This window comes from Thiorhodococcus minor (genome assembly GCF_010820565.1).
Lineage (GTDB): Bacteria > Pseudomonadota > Gammaproteobacteria > Chromatiales > Chromatiaceae > Thiorhodococcus > Thiorhodococcus minor.
In genome coordinates this window covers 61411-78388 of sequence record NZ_JAAIJQ010000017.1, presented here as the reverse complement: position 1 = coordinate 78388, position 16978 = coordinate 61411, and the positions used below count along the sequence as shown (strand labels likewise).

At 63.4% G+C, this 16978-nt stretch carries 11 protein-coding genes and 2 tRNA genes; 1 reads left to right on the top strand and 12 read right to left on the bottom strand.

The genetic code is table 11. The annotated features are described in order from the left end of the window. Positions 1-142: 142 nt before the first annotated feature. From G3446_RS07980 to G3446_RS07970, 3 genes are read right to left on the bottom strand one after another with little or no spacing between them, the layout of a single operon-like run. Entirely contained in the window at positions 143-1564 is a 1422-nt protein-coding gene (locus tag G3446_RS07980; RefSeq protein ID WP_164452297.1) for an ABC transporter permease, read from the bottom strand. A 13-nt stretch (positions 1565-1577) separates the two neighbouring features. Next, a complete protein-coding gene (locus tag G3446_RS07975; RefSeq protein ID WP_164452296.1) occupies positions 1578-2555 on the bottom strand; it encodes an ABC transporter permease in 978 nt (325 codons plus the stop codon). Further along, complete coding sequence (locus G3446_RS07970) at positions 2552-4717, bottom strand: ABC transporter substrate-binding protein (RefSeq protein ID WP_425338383.1); 2166 nt, start codon at positions 4715-4717, stop codon at positions 2552-2554. The genes G3446_RS07975 and G3446_RS07970 overlap by 4 nt, the downstream gene beginning before the upstream one ends. 143 nt (positions 4718-4860) lie before the next feature. On the opposite strand from G3446_RS07970, the gene G3446_RS07965 reads away from it, so the two are divergent. Further along, entirely contained in the window at positions 4861-5637 is a 777-nt protein-coding gene (locus tag G3446_RS07965; RefSeq protein WP_164452295.1) for an enoyl-ACP reductase FabI, read from the top strand. Between the two features lie 257 nt (positions 5638-5894). Here G3446_RS07965 and G3446_RS07960 read toward each other — a convergent pair whose 3' ends face one another. The 9 genes from G3446_RS07960 to clpX all read right to left on the bottom strand — a co-directional run bounded on the left by G3446_RS07960 (position 5895) and on the right by clpX (position 16876). Further along, complete coding sequence (locus G3446_RS07960; protein WP_164452294.1) at positions 5895-7616, bottom strand: acyl-CoA dehydrogenase family protein; 1722 nt, start codon at positions 7614-7616, stop codon at positions 5895-5897. A 7-nt stretch (positions 7617-7623) separates the two neighbouring features. Next, the gene (locus tag G3446_RS07955; RefSeq protein ID WP_164452293.1) at positions 7624-8643 is read right to left on the bottom strand and encodes an electron transfer flavoprotein subunit alpha/FixB family protein; all 1020 of its coding nucleotides are present in this window, start codon (positions 8641-8643) and stop codon (positions 7624-7626) included. 53 nt (positions 8644-8696) lie between these two features. Continuing rightward, positions 8697-9587 (bottom strand): electron transfer flavoprotein subunit beta/FixA family protein, encoded by an 891-nt coding sequence (locus tag G3446_RS07950; RefSeq protein WP_164452292.1) that lies wholly within the window; start codon positions 9585-9587, stop codon positions 8697-8699. A gap of 602 nt (positions 9588-10189) precedes the next feature. Continuing rightward, on the bottom strand, positions 10190-12115 hold the full coding sequence (locus G3446_RS07945; protein ID WP_164452291.1) for a SurA N-terminal domain-containing protein: 1926 nt from the start codon (positions 12113-12115) through the stop codon (positions 10190-10192). A gap of 80 nt (positions 12116-12195) precedes the next feature. After that, positions 12196-12272 (bottom strand) — tRNA-Asp (locus G3446_RS07940). A 9-nt stretch (positions 12273-12281) separates the two neighbouring features. Then, positions 12282-12357: transfer RNA gene (locus G3446_RS07935), tRNA-Val, on the bottom strand. 13 nt (positions 12358-12370) lie between these two features. Beyond that, positions 12371-12643: an HU family DNA-binding protein gene (locus G3446_RS07930; protein ID WP_164452290.1), complete on the bottom strand. Its 273-nt coding sequence runs from the start codon at positions 12641-12643 to the stop codon at positions 12371-12373. A gap of 291 nt (positions 12644-12934) precedes the next feature. Next, positions 12935-15394, bottom strand: coding sequence for an endopeptidase La (gene lon / locus G3446_RS07925; RefSeq protein WP_164452289.1), 2460 nt, complete (start codon positions 15392-15394; stop codon positions 12935-12937). Between the two features lie 207 nt (positions 15395-15601). After that, positions 15602-16876 (bottom strand): ATP-dependent Clp protease ATP-binding subunit ClpX, encoded by a 1275-nt coding sequence (clpX, locus tag G3446_RS07920; RefSeq protein WP_164452288.1) that lies wholly within the window; start codon positions 16874-16876, stop codon positions 15602-15604. Positions 16877-16978: the final 102 nt, after the last annotated feature.

The window sequence follows — 16978 nt, the reverse complement described above, 5'->3', positions numbered from 1 at the left end:
GGCGGCTCGGTGCTCGGTGTGTGTTGTTTGGTGGCAGTGGTCAGTGGTCAGTGGTCAGTGGTCAGTGGTCAGTGGTCAGTGAATTGTGGCTGGGATGGATGCCGAGTCCGAGCACTGAAAACGCCTCTTCTGCCCCGCCCGGCTAGGCGGCGGCCGCTTGCCGGAGTCTGGGGTCGAAGGCGTCGCGGACGACGTCGGCGAAGAGGTTGGCCGCGAGCACCAGGGTGAACATGAAGAGGAAGGCGGCGGCCAGGGACCACCAGACGACCGGGTCCCGTGCCAGCTCGAGACGGGCGCTGTTGATCATGTTGCCCCAGCTGTTCATGGTCGGGTCGACGCCGATATTGACGTAGGAGAGCACGGCCTCCGCCAGCACCAGCCCGCTGAAGTCCAGCACCAGGGTGATGAGGACGATGTGCATGACGTTCGGCAGGATGTGGCGCGCGATCACGGTGAAGTGGCCGACGCCGAGGGATTGCGCCGCCTGCACATAGTCGATCCCGCGCAGCTTGAGCGCCTCGCCGCGCAACAGGCGGCAGAGTCCGGTCCAGCTCGTCACCCCCAGGATGAGGCAGAGGAAGAGCAGGCGCAGGTCCGCGCGCTCGACCAGGCTGCCGAAGGCGTCGGCATGATTGCTCATGTAGACCTGCAGCATGAGGATGACGGCCGCGATGAGCAGCACGCCGGGGATGGAGTTCAGGGTGGTGTAGAGATACTGGATGACGTCGTCGACCCAGCCGCGGAAGTAGCCGGCGGCGATGCCGAGCAGGATGGCCGCCGGGAGCATCACCAGGGTCGTGAGCGTCCCGATGAGGAGTCCGGTCCGGATGCTCTTGAGGGTCTGGTAAAAGACGTCTTCGCCAACCTTGTCGGTCCCCAGGATGTGGTACTTGAGCGCCAGCTCGGCCGCGACGAAGCCGAGCACCATCAAGAGGGCGAGCATCGTCAAGGCGGTGCGCCAAGGCACCTGCGTCTTCCGCGCGAGAATAGGGGCTCTGACCTCGGCCAGGGAGACGCCCCAGCGCCGCGCCAGGAGCCAGCCGATGCCCAAGGCGAGAAGCCCCCAGGCGATCGCCCCCTTCAGGGCGCCGAGCAGGGTGCGCCAGGCGATGTCCCAGGCGCGCTGACGCTCGGGATCCTCCAGGTGGGCGCCGCCGTGCTCAAGCCGCGGGTAGTCGCGCACGACGCTGCCGTCTGGCTGGTCGATCGCCTCCTTGACATAGAGATGGGTCGCAAAGGGCGCGGAGTAGGTCTTCTCCTGACGCTCGCGCAGACCGCTCAGCGTCAGGTCGAGCAGACTCAGGACCTCCGACCCATAGCGTGCCTCCTCGACGCCCGGCTGCGCATCCTGCTTGAGCCGCAGGTGTACGCTGTCCAAGAGACCGACCAGCGCATAGGCCATGAGCACCACCAGGGTCGCGACGCCGACGCGCGAGCGGACGACGCGCCGCCAGGGATCGCGCAGATGCTCGTGGCGAGAGGCGTACCACGCGAAGGCCAGCCCGAGCGCCAGCAGCAGGAAGACCAGGGCGTCGGTCCAGAGGATGACGGGCATCACGGGCATGACGTCGGCACCTTCACTGGAGACGCACCCGCGGATCCACGACCGTGTAGGAGATGTCGGTCAGGATCAGCCCCAGGATGTAGAGCACCGCACCCAAGAACACCATGGAGCGGACGATGGCGAAGTCCTGGTTGTTGATGGCGTCGATGGTGTAGCTGCCGAGGCCGGGAATGCCGAAGAAGGACTCGGTGATGAGGCTGCCCATGAAGAGCAGCGGCAGCACCACGACCACGCCGGTCAGGATGGGGATGAGCGCATTGCGCAGGACGTGGCGGAAGAGCACGAAGCGCTCGCTCAGCCCCTTGGCCCGGGCGGTGCGCACATAGTCCTTGGCGATCTCCTCCAAGAACAGGGTGCGGTACCAGCGCGTCCCCGAGCCGATGCCGCCGATGACGCCGACGATCACCGGCAGGATGAGAAACTTCCAGGCATCCAGCCCCTGGTCGTAGCCCGAGATGGGCACCAGGTGGAAGACCTTACTCAGGATGAACTGACCGCCGATGATGTAGAAGAGCCCGGAGATGGACAGCATGGCGACCAGCAGCACCACGCTGCCGATATCCACATAGGTCGCTCGGAAGAAAACGATGAAGAGTGCGTAGCTGATATTGAAGGCCAGCCCGACGAGGAGCACGGGAACGGCGATCGCGAGACTCGGCCACATCCGCTGCGAGATGTCGTAGCCGATGTCGCGGCCGTCGTCGGAGGCCCCGAATTGAAAGGCGAAGAGCTTGACCGATTTCTGGAAGAAAATGGTGTCCGTCACGCGCCCAAGGCCGGGCGCCTCCTCGTTGTAGAGCAAGGGCCTGTCGTAGCCGTGCTCCGCCTTCCAGGCCTGGATGGCCTCCGTGGTCACGCGCTTCTGCCCAAGATGCATGCGCGCCATGTCGTCCGGCGAGTTGACGACGAAGAAGAGCAGAAAGGTAATCAGATTGACGCCGATCAGGATGGGGATGGCATAGAGGACGCGGCGCAGGATATAGGCGGTCATAGTGCCGTGCTCCGCTCGCGACGCCGCACCATCCAGAGCGCGGGGATGACCAGCAGCAGGATCAGGCCGCCCAAGGCCCAGATCGGCCAGAGGATCGGCACGTTCCACTCCTTTCTCAGCTCGGCGCGCCGCCCTGGATCCAGCCGACGATACTTGAGCGTGTTGTTGGCCATCTCGTTCGGGTGGGCGTTGTGCAGCCATTGATGGTGCAGGCTGAAGGCCTTGGGGAAGAACCCCCAGAGCCAGGGCGCATCGGTGCGCGCAATCTCGACCATGCGATCCAGGATCGCCTGCCGCTGCGGGCCGTCCTCCATGAACTTCATGGCGTCGAAGAGACGGTCGAATTCCGGATTGGCGTAGTTGGAGGCGTTCTCGCCCTGGTGCTCGACCTTGCCGTTGGGGCCATAGAGCAGGAAGAGGAAGTTCTCCGGGTCCGGATAGTCGGCGTTCCAGCCCCACATGAAGACCTGCCCGGTGCCGTTGCGGATCTTCTCCTGAAACCTGTTGTAGTCGGTCGAGCGGATGACCAGCTCGATGCCCAGCTTGGCGAACTGCTTGCGGATCCAGTTGAGGCGGGCCCGGTCGTCCGGCCCAGTCGCCACGGCCTCGTAATTGATCGAGAGCGCGCGCCCCGTCTCGCGATCCATGCCGCCAGGATAGCCCGCTTGCTCCATCAGGGTCCGCGCCTCGTCCAAACTGCGCCGGACAGGGCGGCCGTTGCGCCACTCATAGACGAAGGGATTGATGCCGGCCTCGCCCTCGCGGTGCCCGAAGATCCCAGGCGGGATCGGCCCCTGCGCGACCAGTCCGCGGCCGTTGGCGAAGATGGAGATGAACTCCTCATAGTCCATGGCAATCGAGATGGCGCGGCGCAGCAGGCGCGCGCGCTGCGAGTCGCCACCGACCACGGGGTCGAGCATGTTGAAGCCCATGTAGAAGATCGACGGCTGCACCGCGGTCAGCAGCTCGATACCCTTTTCGCGCATATCATCCGTCAGGATCGCCTCGCCCTGGGCGTCGATCTGAACGGCCTGGTCGAAGGCGTCGGAGGAGATCCCCGAGCTGTCGTAGTAGCCCTGGAGGAACTTGTTCCAGCGCGGGATATTCTCCTTTTCCAGGCTGTAGATGGCGCGGTCGATGAAGGGGATGGGCTTGCCGGCGTCGGCGAGGATGCCGCTCTCGGCGTCTTGCGGCATCCCCCGGGTCGGATAGCGCTCGCCGTGAAAATTGGGGTTGCGCTCCAGGATCATGCGCAGGTTGGGATTGTTCTCGCTCAGCATGTGGGGCCCGGTACCGACCGGATACCAATCCAGCACGATGTTGCGCTCGGTCATCCCGGGCTGCGCGTAGAAGACATCGGCCTCCCAGGGCAGCGGCGCGAAGAACGGCATGGCGAGCCAATAGCTGAACTGGGGGTACTTGCCCTCGACGGTGATCTTGAAGCTGTAGCGATCCAGCACCTCGACGCCCTGGAGACTGGCCGCTCTGAGCGCCTGAATCCGCGCCAGCTCGTCGGCGGATTGCAGGTCGGAGAGCGCGTCGGCAAGCTCACCGAAGCCGCGAATGTGCCGGCGCATCACACCGGAAATCGGCGAATGCAGCCAGGGCGCGGCCAGACGCCTGATCTGATAGACATAGTCCTCCGCCGTCAGCTCGCGCGTGCCGACCTGGTCGAAGTCCGAGAGCTGATTGATGCCGTCGAGGTCTGCTGGACCAAGCGCGTGATAGCGATAGTCGCCAGCCTCATCCCGGGCGAACGCGGGATGCGGTTGAAAGCGGATGCCGGGCTGGATGCGGATCACATAGTCGCTGCGATCGATCGCTTGAGGCGAGACGTCATCCGGCAGGGGCGCGCCCGAGGCGTCGAAGTAGGCCGGCCTCGGGACCTCGGCCGCCGCGAGCGGCACCAGCTGGTAGGGCCGCAGCAGGAAGTGGTACTGCAGCGGCGGCTCATAGATCTGCGCCAGGAAGGCATACTCGTTCGCGCTGTAGGAGCGCGCCGGGTCCAGATGCTTGGGGCGCTCGGAGAACGAGCTGTAATAGGTGTTGCTCGTGGCATCGGCGCTCGGATAGGGATGGTTCCAGGTCCCCTCACCACAGCCGGTCAGCGCCAGGGCCAGCAGACCGAGCAGCCACCAAACCATCTTCTCACTCAACCACATGCCCTCCGCTGACCCTTCCGTCGGTTGGCAACTTTCGGTACTGTTACGCGCCACATTGGGGTGTCATCGACGAATTCTATTCTCACCCAAAGATTCATCGCGCGCACCACGCGCTCACTACTGAACGGAAGAGACAACCGAACATGGGTTTTCTAGAAGGCAAAAAGGTCCTCATCACTGGTGTCGCGAGCAACCGCTCCATCGCTTGGGGCTGCGCCCAAGCCATGCATCGCCAGGGCGCCGAGATCGCACTGACCTACCAAAACGACAAGCTCAAGAGCCGCGTCGAAGACCTCGGCGCCAAGATCGACTGCAAGGTCATCCTGCCGCTCGACGTCAGCAGCGACCGCGACATCGCGCACCTCTTCCAGGAGCTCGAGCAGCACTGGGACGGGCTGGACGTTCTCGTCCATTCCATCGCCTTCGCGCCGAAGCACGAGCTGGCCGGAGACTATGTCGAGGAGCTGACCCGAGAGGGCTTCACCACCGCCCATGAGATCTCGTCCTACAGTTTCTCCGCGCTGGCCAAGGCCAGCCGGCGCATGATGGAGGGCCGCAACGGCTCCCTGCTGACCATGAGCTTCCTGGGCTCCGTCCGCGCGGTACCCTACTACAATGTCATGGGTCTGGCGAAGGCCAGTCTCGAGGCCAACGTCCGTTATCTGGCCGCCTCGCTCGGACCGAATGGGACGCGCGTCAATGCCATCTCGGCCGGGCCGATCCAGACGCTCGCCGCAGCTGGTATCTCGCACTTCCGCTCCATGCTGAAGCAGGTCGAGCGCCACACCCCACTGCGCCGCACCGTCACCCCGGAAGAAGTCGGCAACGCCGCCGCCTTCCTCTGCTCGGACCTGGCCAGCGGCATCACCGGCGACATCCTCTACGTCGACACCGGCTTCAACATCCTGGGTCTCGGCTAAGCCAGCTGCACGGACGGGCTTGCCCGCCATGCAGCCCAGAAAGGAACTCTTGAACCGCAAAGCGCACGAAGCGCGCGAAGGATTTCCGGGGGTTGCGGACTGGGTTTCGCTCACCCGGCGGGTGAACGCTATCCACCGACCAACGCTTTGTTTTTCTTAGCGTCCTTTGGGTCTTTGCGGTTCGATTTGCCGAATCCAGACTCCAACGACCCTGTCTGCCGTCCAAGGCAGATCAAGGCCGTTGGAGCGGGATGGGCTCAGATCAGAATGTCCTCCGCATGCAGGAGGTCCGAGTAGAGATCCTTCTTGATGATCTCCCAGTTCCGGCGGGTCTTGGCCGCTGCGCTGAGGATGTAGCGACGCGCGATGAAGACCTTGCGGCTATCCACTTCCGCCTCGTCCATGAGTAGCCAACCGGTGTAGATGTAGGAATACATCTCCACCAGCTCCTTCGCGGAGACGCCCTGCGAGTGCTTATCGGTCTTGTCGGTAACGAACTTCAGGGCATCCAGGAAGCGCTCGCGCATCTCCTTGAGCTCATCGGCCAGCCGTCCGAGACTGCCGGCCGCCTCCTTCTGCTCCCGCGCCGCGAAGTCTTGACCGAAGATGTCGTTGAGGACACCGCCGATGGCCGCGACGATCTGCAGCTGCGAGGTCCCTTCGTAGATATTGGTGATGCGGGCATCGCGGGCCAGACGCTCGACGTTGAACTCGCGCATGTAGCCCGTGCCGCCGTGGACCTGCAGGGAATCGTAGGTGATCTTGTTGGCGTTCTCGCTTAGCACGTACTTCGCCATGGGCGTCAGCAAGGCCGCGACACGGCTCGCCTCCTTGAGCCTGGCGCTCTCCGCGCTGAAGTCCTGCTTCTGCGCCTTCAGCTCCTCGACGCGCTCCTCGAGCTTGTTGCGCAGATCGACCCAGTGACAGGCGGCATAGAGCAATGAGCGATCGCTCTCCAGGGTCACGCGCATGTCGACCAGCATGTTGGCGACGACGGGGATCTCGAAGATGCTCTTGCCGAACTGCTCGCGCGCCTTGGCGTAGCGCAGCGCCTCCTCGTAGGCGGCCTGCGAGATCCCCAGCGCCTGACCGGCCACGCCCAGGCGCGCGCCGTTCATCATGTCCATGACGTACTTGATGAGGCCGAACTTGCGCTTGCCGATGAGCTGCGCCGGGGTGTCGTTGAACTGCAGCTCGCAGGTCGGCGAGCCGTGGATGCCGAGCTTGTTCTCGATGCGCCGGACGACGACCTTGTCCTTGCCGTAGCAGGCGAAGAGGCTCAGACCGCGGCCGTCCTTGGTGCCGGGCTCGGAGCGCGCCAGCACCAGGATGATCTGGGCGTTGCCGTTGGTGATGAAGCGCTTGACGCCCTTGAGCCGCCACTGTCCGGATTCGTCCTGGTAGGCCGTCATGTTGACGGCCTGCAGGTCCGAGCCCGCATCCGGCTCGGTCAGTGCCATGGCACCCGTCGCCTCGCCGCTGGCGAACTGGGGCAGGAACTCCTGGCGCTGCTCCTCGGTGCCGTACTTGTTGATGGTCTCCGCGATGTCCTGCAGGCCGAAGAGGTTCATCAGCGAGGCCTCGGCCCGCGACACCATCTCGATCGCCATCGTATAGAGGGTCGTCGGGATGTTGAGCCCGCCATAGCGCCGCGGCAGGGTGAAGCCCATGAGCTCGGCCTTGGTCAGCTGCTCGAGCGCCTCCTGGATGCCCTTGGCGTACGCGACCTTGCCCTCGGCGAAGTGGCTCCCCTCCTCGTCCACGGCCGCCGCCTGCGGAGCCACGACGTTGGCGGTGATGTCGCCGACGATCTCAAGCACCTTGCGGTAGTTGTCGATCGCGTCCTGATAGTCGACGGGGGCGAAGTCGTACTCCTTGGCCTCGGTATAGCCGTGCTCGGCCATCTCGACCACGTCTTCGAGCTTCAAACGATTGAAATGGAAGAGAAGATCAGTGTTGTCGGTGAAATAGTTGGCCATGGCTCGGCTACTTGAGTTTGTGCTTGTAGGCGTCGATGAGCATCGGAATGACGGCCATCACGTCCCCGACGATTCCATAGTGACAGACACTGAAGATAGGCGCCTCCGGATCGTCGTTGATGGCGATGATCTTGTTGGAGTCGCTCATCCCAGCCCGGTGCTGGATGGCCCCGGAAATGCCACAGGCGATGTAGAGCTTGGGCCTGACGGTCACGCCGGTCTGTCCGACCTGGCGCGCATGGTCGATGAAGCCGGCGTCCACCGCGGCGCGCGTGCCGGCCACCTCGCCGCCGATCGCATGCGCCAGCTCGTAGAGGATCTGGAAGTTCTGGAAGTTGCCCATGCCATAGCCGCCGGAGACGATGATGGGCGCGGCCTTGAGATTGACCTTGGCGTCCTCGTGGTGACGCTCGATGATGCGCACCAGATGATCCACCTCCTCGGGCGTGTAGGCGACCTGGGTCACCTGCCCCTCGACCGGCCGATCGAGCGGGATCTTCTCCATGACGCCCTCGCGCACCGTGGCCATCTGGACCTCCGAGTCCGGACAGATGATGGTGGCGATGATGTTGCCGCCGAAGGCGGGGCGAATCTGCAGCAGCAGCTCGGGGTAGTCCTTGCGCAGATAGGTGACGTCCGAGATCTGCAGGTCCGTGCAGTCGGCGGTGAGACCGCTGCGCGTGTGGGACGCCACGCGGGGCGCCAGGTCGCGGCCGATGAAGCTCGCGCCGAAGAGCACGATCCGCGGCCGATGCTCGTCGACCAGCTGGCTCATGATGCGGCTGTAGGGCAGCGTGCTGTAGTGCTCCAGCTCGGGGTGATCCACCAGCAGCGCCTCGGTCGCCCCGTAGTGGAAGGTCTCGACGGCGAGATCCTGCAGGTCGTGCCCGATCACCACCGCCTTCAGCTCGCCCCTCAGACTCTCCGCCAGCTTGCGCCCCTTCGACAGCAGCTCGAAGCTGACATCGGCCGGCTTACCCTCGCGCTGCTCGATGAATACCCAGACTTGTTGTTTCGTGTCGCTCATATGTCTTGTCGCTCTAGTGCTTACCCGAGCCAGTGCTTACCCGAGCTAGCGGCCTAGCCGAAGATGTGGTCGTCCATGAGCTTGTCGATCAGCCCATACATGCCGTCCTTGGTCGCCGGGATGGTCTCGTGCGTGCTGCCGCCCAAGACGACCGACTCGATCCTGTGCACCTTGGTCGGCGATCCGCCCAGACCGCAGCGCGCCGTATCGATGTCGAGATCGTCGGCGGTCAGCGTCGGGATGAAGAGCCCCTTGGAGACATAGTCGTCCTTGAGCTGATCGACGTAGAGCAGCGAATTGGCGTCCGCCATCTTCTCGAGCTCCATGAGGGTGCGCGCGTTCTTGTAGGCCATGACGCGCTTGGCGCGGAAGGGGCGCGGCGTGGCGGCATCCTTCACCACGGTGATCAGCAGCGGCAGCCTGCCTTCCAAGACCTCGAAGCCGTTGTCGATCTTGCGCTTGACGGTGATGGTGCGGTCCTGCGCCGAGAGGATCTCCTCGGCGTAGGTGATCTGCGGGAGCCTCAGCTTCTCGGCGGTCTGAGGACCCACCTGGGCGGTATCGCCGTCGATGGCCTGGCGCCCGGCGAAGATGACGTCATAGGGGGCGAGCTTGCCCAGCGTCTCCGCGAGGACGTAGGAAGTCGCCAGCGTGTCCGCGCCGGCGAACTTGCGGTCGCTGACGAGGACCGCCTCGTCGGCCCCCATGTAGAGACAGTCCCTCAGAAGATCCGAGGCCTTCGCTGGCCCCATGGTCAAGACCCGCACCGTGCCGCCGTAGCGGTCCCGAAGCTGCAGGGCCAGCTCGAGGGCGACCTTGTCTTCGGGATTGAAGACGGTGGGGAGCTTGCTGCGGTTGACGGTGCCGTCCGGCTTCATCACCTGACCGGAGATGTTCGCCGTATCCGGCACCTGTTTGACCATTACGATGGAATGGTAGCTCATGCTCTGCCTTGTGATGTTCGTCTGTGAAACCAAGGGGCGCGACCACGGGGCGGCTCGGGCCCGGAGACGAGAGGCCGCAGTGGCAGCAGGACCCGGATAATTAGACAGCCGCCGGGCGAGCCAGCCGTCAAGCTGGTCAGCATCGAGACTGACGGCACCGACAGAACCGCCTCCAAATCACTCGCTTGGCGGCCTTATCGAAGGACAGGGTGTGCCGAGTCCCGGCGCCGATCATCACCTGGAGCAGCGGATCTAGGTTCTTGTCGTTTTCGTCGACCCCAGCTCGATGTCCGAAGCCAGACCAGATTGACGGATGGAGTTGGCAAATTCAACCAGGGAAGAGTGACTCGACCTCGGCGGCCAGACTGCAGTCTTGTCCTGGATCAGCTTTCGGTTGTTTTGCCCGCAAGAGGCACCGCCAGCTGGTCTGGTACACCGCGCCGCGCCCTCAGCCGCACGCCTGTGACCTCGATCGGCGAAGGCAGCCCCGGGGACTCAAGCCCGTGGCAGAGGTGGAATGCAGCACCCCAGACACGCGAACGGCGCCAACAAGGGCGCCGTTCGCGAGGGCTGCAGTCGTCGATCGACGACAGGAGCCAGAATCAGAGGCTGTCGTCGCCTCCAGTTTCCTTCAGCTCGATGTCCGCTCGGCTCTCCATGTCCTGCAGCATGTCGTCCGACAACTGTCGTCCCATGAGCTGAGCGAGAATCAAGGCCTCCGTCGCGGGCCGGCCATCTTCGCCGGGCTTGACCTCGCCATCCTGGACGCGGCCGAGACGCACGACGGCGGCATCACCATTGTCGAGCGTCGCCGTGCCGACACTGATGGCACCGTCGCTTGGCGCCGGGAGCCTGAAGGCGACATCAAGCACGGCCGCTGGAACCTCGGATGCGTTGCGTCCAATGAGCCCAGGATCGGTTGGCTCGAGCTGCGGATCGACAGTGGCCCAGTCGCCGGACGCGCGCAATTTCTCGGCGATCGCCGTCGCCGCCGCTTCCGCGGCCTTCTCGGCTCTCTGCCTCTTGATCTGCGAGACGATCTCGTCTCGCACCTCGGCCAGAGGCTTGACGGAGGCTTCACGGTGCTCGGCGACGCGCACTACGACGGCCTGCAGCTTATCGCGCTCGGGCTCGACCAGGTCGCTGTTGAGCCCCTGACCGAGGACGTCGTCGCTGAATGCCGCCGCGACCACCTTGGGATTGGCCAGCATGCCTTCGCCCCCACCGTTGCGACCGATCCAATCGCTGTGCTGGATGCTCAGCCCCAGCTCTCCTGCCGCCGGCTCGAGACTATCGGGACTCTCGTAGACGATGTTGGCGAGCCGCTCGCCGAGATCATAGTAGAGGCGCTCAGCACCCTGCTTGGCCGCCTCGGCCTTCAGCAGGTCTTCGACCTCCTCGAACGGCTTGATCTCCGACGGCAGGATCTGGGTGACTTCGATCAGGTGATAGCCGAACTGAGTGCGCACGGGCTCCGACAGTTGATTCGGCTCCACAGCGAATGCAGCCCGGTCGAAGGCGGGCACCATGATGCCGGACTCGATGACGCCCAGAGAGCCGCCTTTCGCGGCGCTTCCCGGGTCTTCGGAGTATTCCTTGGCCAGGGCCTCGAAGGGCTCTTCCGCGAGGATGCGCTCGCGAATGCCCTCGATCTTCTCCAAGACCGCGTCAGCTTCCGCCTGCTCGGCATCCTCGGGCACCTTGAGCAAGATATGGCGGACCTCGCGACGCTCGGGCTGGGCGAAGCGCGCCTGCTCGGCGTCATAGGCGCGCCGCAGGTCCGCTTCGGTCACCTCGACCGACGATGCCAGCGCGTTGGCGTCGAGCACCACATAGTCCAATTTCACCTGCTCGGGCGAGCGGAAGCGCGCGGGGTTGTCATCATAGAAGGCCGAGATCTCGGCGTCGTCGATCGGGGCATCCGTCTGATAGCCGGAAAGCGCCAGTGTCACGTAGCTAAGCTCGCGCTTCTGCCCAGCCAGGCGCTGATATTGCTCGACCTCGTAGCGCGTTGCCAATGCGCTCGCCGAGACGGCCCTTGCAAGCTGCCCGGCCGCCATTCGCTGCCGCAGCTGCGCCTCGTACATCGCGGGGCTCATGCCCTGGTACTGCAGCAAACGCTCGTAGGTCGCGTTGTCGAATCGCCCATCTTTCTGAAACGCCGGATCGGCAAGAATCTGGATCTGCACATCCTGATCCGAGACGCGCAAACCAAGGCGGCGCGTCTCGTCGAGCAGCAAGGTTTCGCGGATCATGTCCTCGAGCACCTCGTCGCGCAGCGCCTTGTCATCGATCTCTGCCGGATCATAGGCCGCGCCCAATCGCTGGCGCAGCTCCGTCCTCGCCTGCTGGACACGCCGGTCCAGGTCTCTAGCCGTGAGCTCGACGCCATTCACGGTTGCCGCGACGGGCTCCCCGCCGACACCCAGGTAGGACTGAATCCCCCACAGCGCGAAGGGGATACTGATCAGAATTACGATTGCCCAAGCGATCCAGCCTTGAGCACGGTCACGGATAGTCTGAAGCATGGCAATTCGGTTGACTCAGGATTGAGCGGACAGGACAAAACAGAACGGGGTACCCAATGGGTACCCCGTTCTGACGAAGATGGCGGAGCGGACGGGACTCGAACCCGCGACCCCCGGCGTGACAGGCCGGTATTCTAACCAACTGAACTACCGCTCCAAATTTTCTTGGTGGGTGCTGCAGGGATCGAACCTGCGACCCTCGCCTTGTAAGGGCGATGCTCTCCCAGCTGAGCTAAGCACCCTTCCGACGTGCAATTATTGTACCGCGTCTTTCAGTGCCTTACCAGCTTTAAATGACGGGGTTTTTGACGCCTTGATCTCAATGGTCTCACCCGTCTGCGGATTGCGACCGGTACGCGCTGCGCGCTCTTTCACCGTAAAGGTCCCGAACCCGATGAGCGAAACATTATGACCTTCTTTCAGGGCGATTGCAATAGAGTCGGTGAAGGCGTCCAAAGCACGCGCCGCCGCCGACTTCGAGATATCCGCGGCTTCCGCCATTCTGTCGATGAGTTCCGATTTGTTCATCTAATTCCCCTGTAGCCCTTCTTTCAAACTTTCGTTGTAACCAAATCTACGCGGCATCGCTGACGCCCGACGCGCCCTGGTGTCCGCATCCGCCCCTGAATGCTATGACGGAGACACCGAGACGAGCAACTGACATTGCGACATTCTTGCGACATGGCAGGCGAGCCCGCGCACCGATGCCGGTAAACCTAGGGACCCGGATTAAACCACAGGTCCCGCATGCGCTGTCTACTCGGTGCCACCACTACCCACGCGCTCGGCACGCGCGCCACAAGGCAGCAGCCCTTGGCCTCAGTGATGCAGCCTCGCGGCCTGATCACGATTCGAGTCCGCGGCCTTGTCGTGAGCATCGTCCTCGACGCTCACGGGCTCCTCGTTCTCAGGCTTTGCCGTCGCAGACTCGGGGCGCTCGGTCAGCGCGATATCGAGCACCTCGTCGATCCACCGTACCGGATGGATGTTGAGATTCTGCTTGATATTCTTGGGTATCTCGACCAGGTCACGCTCGTTCTCCAACGGGATGATGACGGTCTCGATTCCCCCTCGATGCGCGGCCAGCAGCTTCTCCTTCAGGCCACCGATGGGTAGCACTTCGCCACGGAGCGTGATCTCGCCGGTCATGGCGACGCTCGAGCGCACCGGGATCTTGGTCAGCGCCGAAACGAGCGCGGTGCACATCGCGACGCCAGCACTGGGGCCGTCTTTCGGCGTCGCCCCCTCGGGAACATGGATATGGATGTCGAACTGGTTGTGGAAGTCGGCCGGCAGCCCGAGCGCATCGGCGCGGGCTCGCACCACCGTCAGCGCCGCCTGGATGGACTCCTGCATCACGTCGCCGAGCTGCCCGGTAAAGGTGAACTTGCCCTTGCCGGGCACCAGGGCGGACTCGATCCGCAGCAGCTCGCCGCCGACTTCTGTCCAGGCGAGCCCCGTCACTTGGCCGATCTGATCGTGCTCGTCGGCGCGTCCGTAACGATAGCGCTGTACGCCAAGGTACTTCTCGAGCGACTTCGAGGTCACCGTTGTCGGCTTGCCGCGCTTCTTGAGCAGAACCTCCTTGACGACCTTACGGCAGATCTTGGAGATCTCGCGCTCCAGGTTGCGCACCCCAGCCTCGCGCGTGTAGTGGCGGATGACATCGCGAAGCGCGCTCTCACGAACCACCAGCTCGCCGGACTTGAGGCCGTTGCTCTTCTTCTGCTTCGGCACGAGATACCGCTCGGCGATCGCGACCTTCTCGTCCTCGGTGTAACCGGAGAGCCTGATGACCTCCATGCGGTCCAAGAGCGCGGGCGGAATATTGAGCGTGTTCGCGGTACCCACGAACATCACCTCGGAGAGATCGAAGTCGACCTCGAGGTAGTGGTCGACGAAGGTGTGGTTCTGCTCCGGGTCCAAGACTTCGAGCAATGCCGAAGCCGGGTCACCGCGAAAATCCATCGCCATCTTGTCGATCTCGTCGAGCAGGAAGAAGGCGTTTCGCGACCCCGCCTTGGAGAGATTCTGGATGATCTTGCCGGGCAGCGCGCCGATGTAGGTCCTGCGGTGTCCGCGGATCTCGGCCTCGTCACGCACACCGCCCAGCGACATGCGCACGAACTTGCGATTGGTTGCCCGGGCAATGGATTGGCCGAGCGAGGTCTTACCGACTCCCGGGGGACCGACCAAGCACAGGATCGGCCCCTTGAGCTTACGCACGCGCTGCTGCACGGCGAGGTACTCGAGGATGCGCTCCTTCACCCGCTCCAGACCATAGTGGTCCTTGTCCAGCACCGACTCCGCCACCTTGATGTCGTTGCGGATGCGCGTGCGCTTCTTCCAGGGTACGCTCACCAGGGTATCGATGTAGTTGCGCACCACGGTCGCCTCGGCCGACATGGGCGACATCAGCTTCAGCTTGTTGAGCTCGGCTTGGGCCTTGCTCTTGGCCTCGCGCGGCATGCCGGCGCCTTCGATCCGCTTGGCAAGATCCTCGATCTCGTTCGGGGCATCCTCGAGCTCGCCCAGCTCCTTCTGGATCGCCTTCATCTGCTCGTTCAGATAGTACTCGCGCTGGTTCTTCTCCATCTGGCGCTTGACGCGCCCACGGATGCGCTTCTCCATCTGCAGGATATCGTTCTCCGCCTCCATGAGCCCCATGAGATGCTCGAGGCGAACCTGCACGTCCACGATCTCGAGGACGCGCTGCTTCTCGTCGAGCTTCAGCGACATGTGCGCGGCCATGGTGTCGGCCAGCCGTCCAGCGTCGTCGATGCTTGCGAGCGACGTCAGCACCTCGGGCGGCACCTTCTTGTTCAGCTTGACGTACTGGTCGAAGAGCGTCATCGCCGAGCGCATCAGCACTTCCTGCTCGCGCTCGTCGACCTCCAGCGTCTCCTCCAGAGGGTGGATGACCGCGGAGAAGGATTCCTCAGTCGTGAGGAAACGCTCGATGTGCGCGCGCTGATTGCCCTCGACCAGCACCTTCACGGTTCCGTCGGGCAGCTTCAGCAGCTGAAGGATATTCGCGAGGGTGCCGATGTCGTGGAGATCCTTGACCTCGGGGTCGTCGACGTCCGCGCTCTTCTGAGCGATCAGCAGGATCTGCTTGTCGCTGGCCATGGCTCCGTCGAGGGCGCGAATCGACTTGTCCCGCCCGACGAACAGAGGAATGACCATATGAGGATAGACGACGACGTCGCGCAGCGGGAGGACTGGAACCTCCTGCGTCGTGGATTGATCAGAGCCGGAAGCTGTGTTCTGTAGCGCCATTGAACCCGTTCTCGTTAGTCAGCGCAGAGCCCTGTCCTGCGCGGCCCCAAGAAAACGCATTGGGCGGAGCCGCTCAACCAGACAAGACCAGCGAAAATGTGGGAATGATGAAAGGGTCGGGGCTCGCGCGATGGTCTTCAATGTCCGGCGGCTCCCGCCGAAAGCGAGCGGGAGCGCCGGAAGGCTCACGGCCCGATGTCTACGCGGTCAATCGGCCGACGCGGCCTGCTTCTCGACCCCTTCGTAGATCAGGAAAGGTTTGTTCTCGCCGGCAATGACAGAGGCGTCGATGGCGACCTTGCTGACGTGATCCATGGAAGGCAGATCGTACATGGTGTCGAGCAGCACCTGCTCCATGATCGTCCGCAGCCCGCGCGCGCCAGTCTTCCGCTCCATCGCCTTACGGGAGATTTCGCGCAGCGCGTCGTCACGGATCTCGAGCTGGACGCCTTCCATCTCGAAGAGACGCCCGTACTGCTTGACCAGGGCATGCTTCGGCTCGGTGAGGATGCGCATCAGAGCGGCCTCGTCGAGCTCCTCCAAGGTCGCCATCACGGGCAGACGACCGACGAACTCCGGGATGAGTCCATAGCGGATCAAATCCTCGGGCTCCACCGCGCTCAGCAGCTCGCTCACCTGGCGGCCATCGTTCTTGCTGTGGACCTCAGCGGAGAAACCGATCCCCGTCTTGCGGGAGCGATTCTGGATGACCTTGTCCAGTCCGGCGAAGGCGCCGCCGACGATGAAGAGGATGTTCGACGTATCGACCTGCAGGAACTCTTGCTGCGGATGCTTTCGACCGCCTTGCGGGGGCACCGAGGCGACCGTGCCCTCGATAAGCTTGAGCAGCGCCTGCTGAACGCCTTCGCCGGACACGTCCCGCGTGATCGAGGGGTTGTCCGACTTGCGCGAGATCTTGTCGATCTCGTCGATATAGACGATTCCGGTCTGCGCCTTCTCCACGTCGTAGTCGCACTTTTGGAGAAGCTTTTGGATGATGTTCTCGACGTCCTCGCCCACGTAGCCAGCTTCGGTCAGGGTCGTGGCGTCGGCGATCGTGAAGGGAACATTGAGGAGGCGCGCCAATGTCTCGGCCAAGAGCGTCTTGCCGGACCCCGTGGGGCCGATCAAGAGAATATTGCTCTTGGCGATCTCGATGTCTTCCTTGGCCTCTGCAACCTCGAGCCGTTTGTAGTGGTTGTACACCGCCACGGAGAGGACCTTCTTCGCCTGCTCCTGCCCGATGACGAACTCATCGAGCCGGGCATTGATCTCGCGCGGCTTGGGCAGATGGTTGGTCGTCTCCCCGACGCTTTCCTGCATCTCCTCGCGAATGATGTCGTTACACAGCTCGACACATTCATCGCAGATGAAGACGGAGGGACCGGCGATGAGCTTGCGGACCTCATGTTGGCTCTTGCCGCAGAACGAGCAGTAGAGCAATTTGCCTTCATCGCTCTTGCCGTGATTGTTTCCACTCATCGGGGGTAGGTCTCCGGGGGGTCGATAGGGGACGCGGCTCCAGCGTACCCGAGTGAGGCCATTTCAATCATAACCATTTGGGCATCTATGGCAAGACGGTTA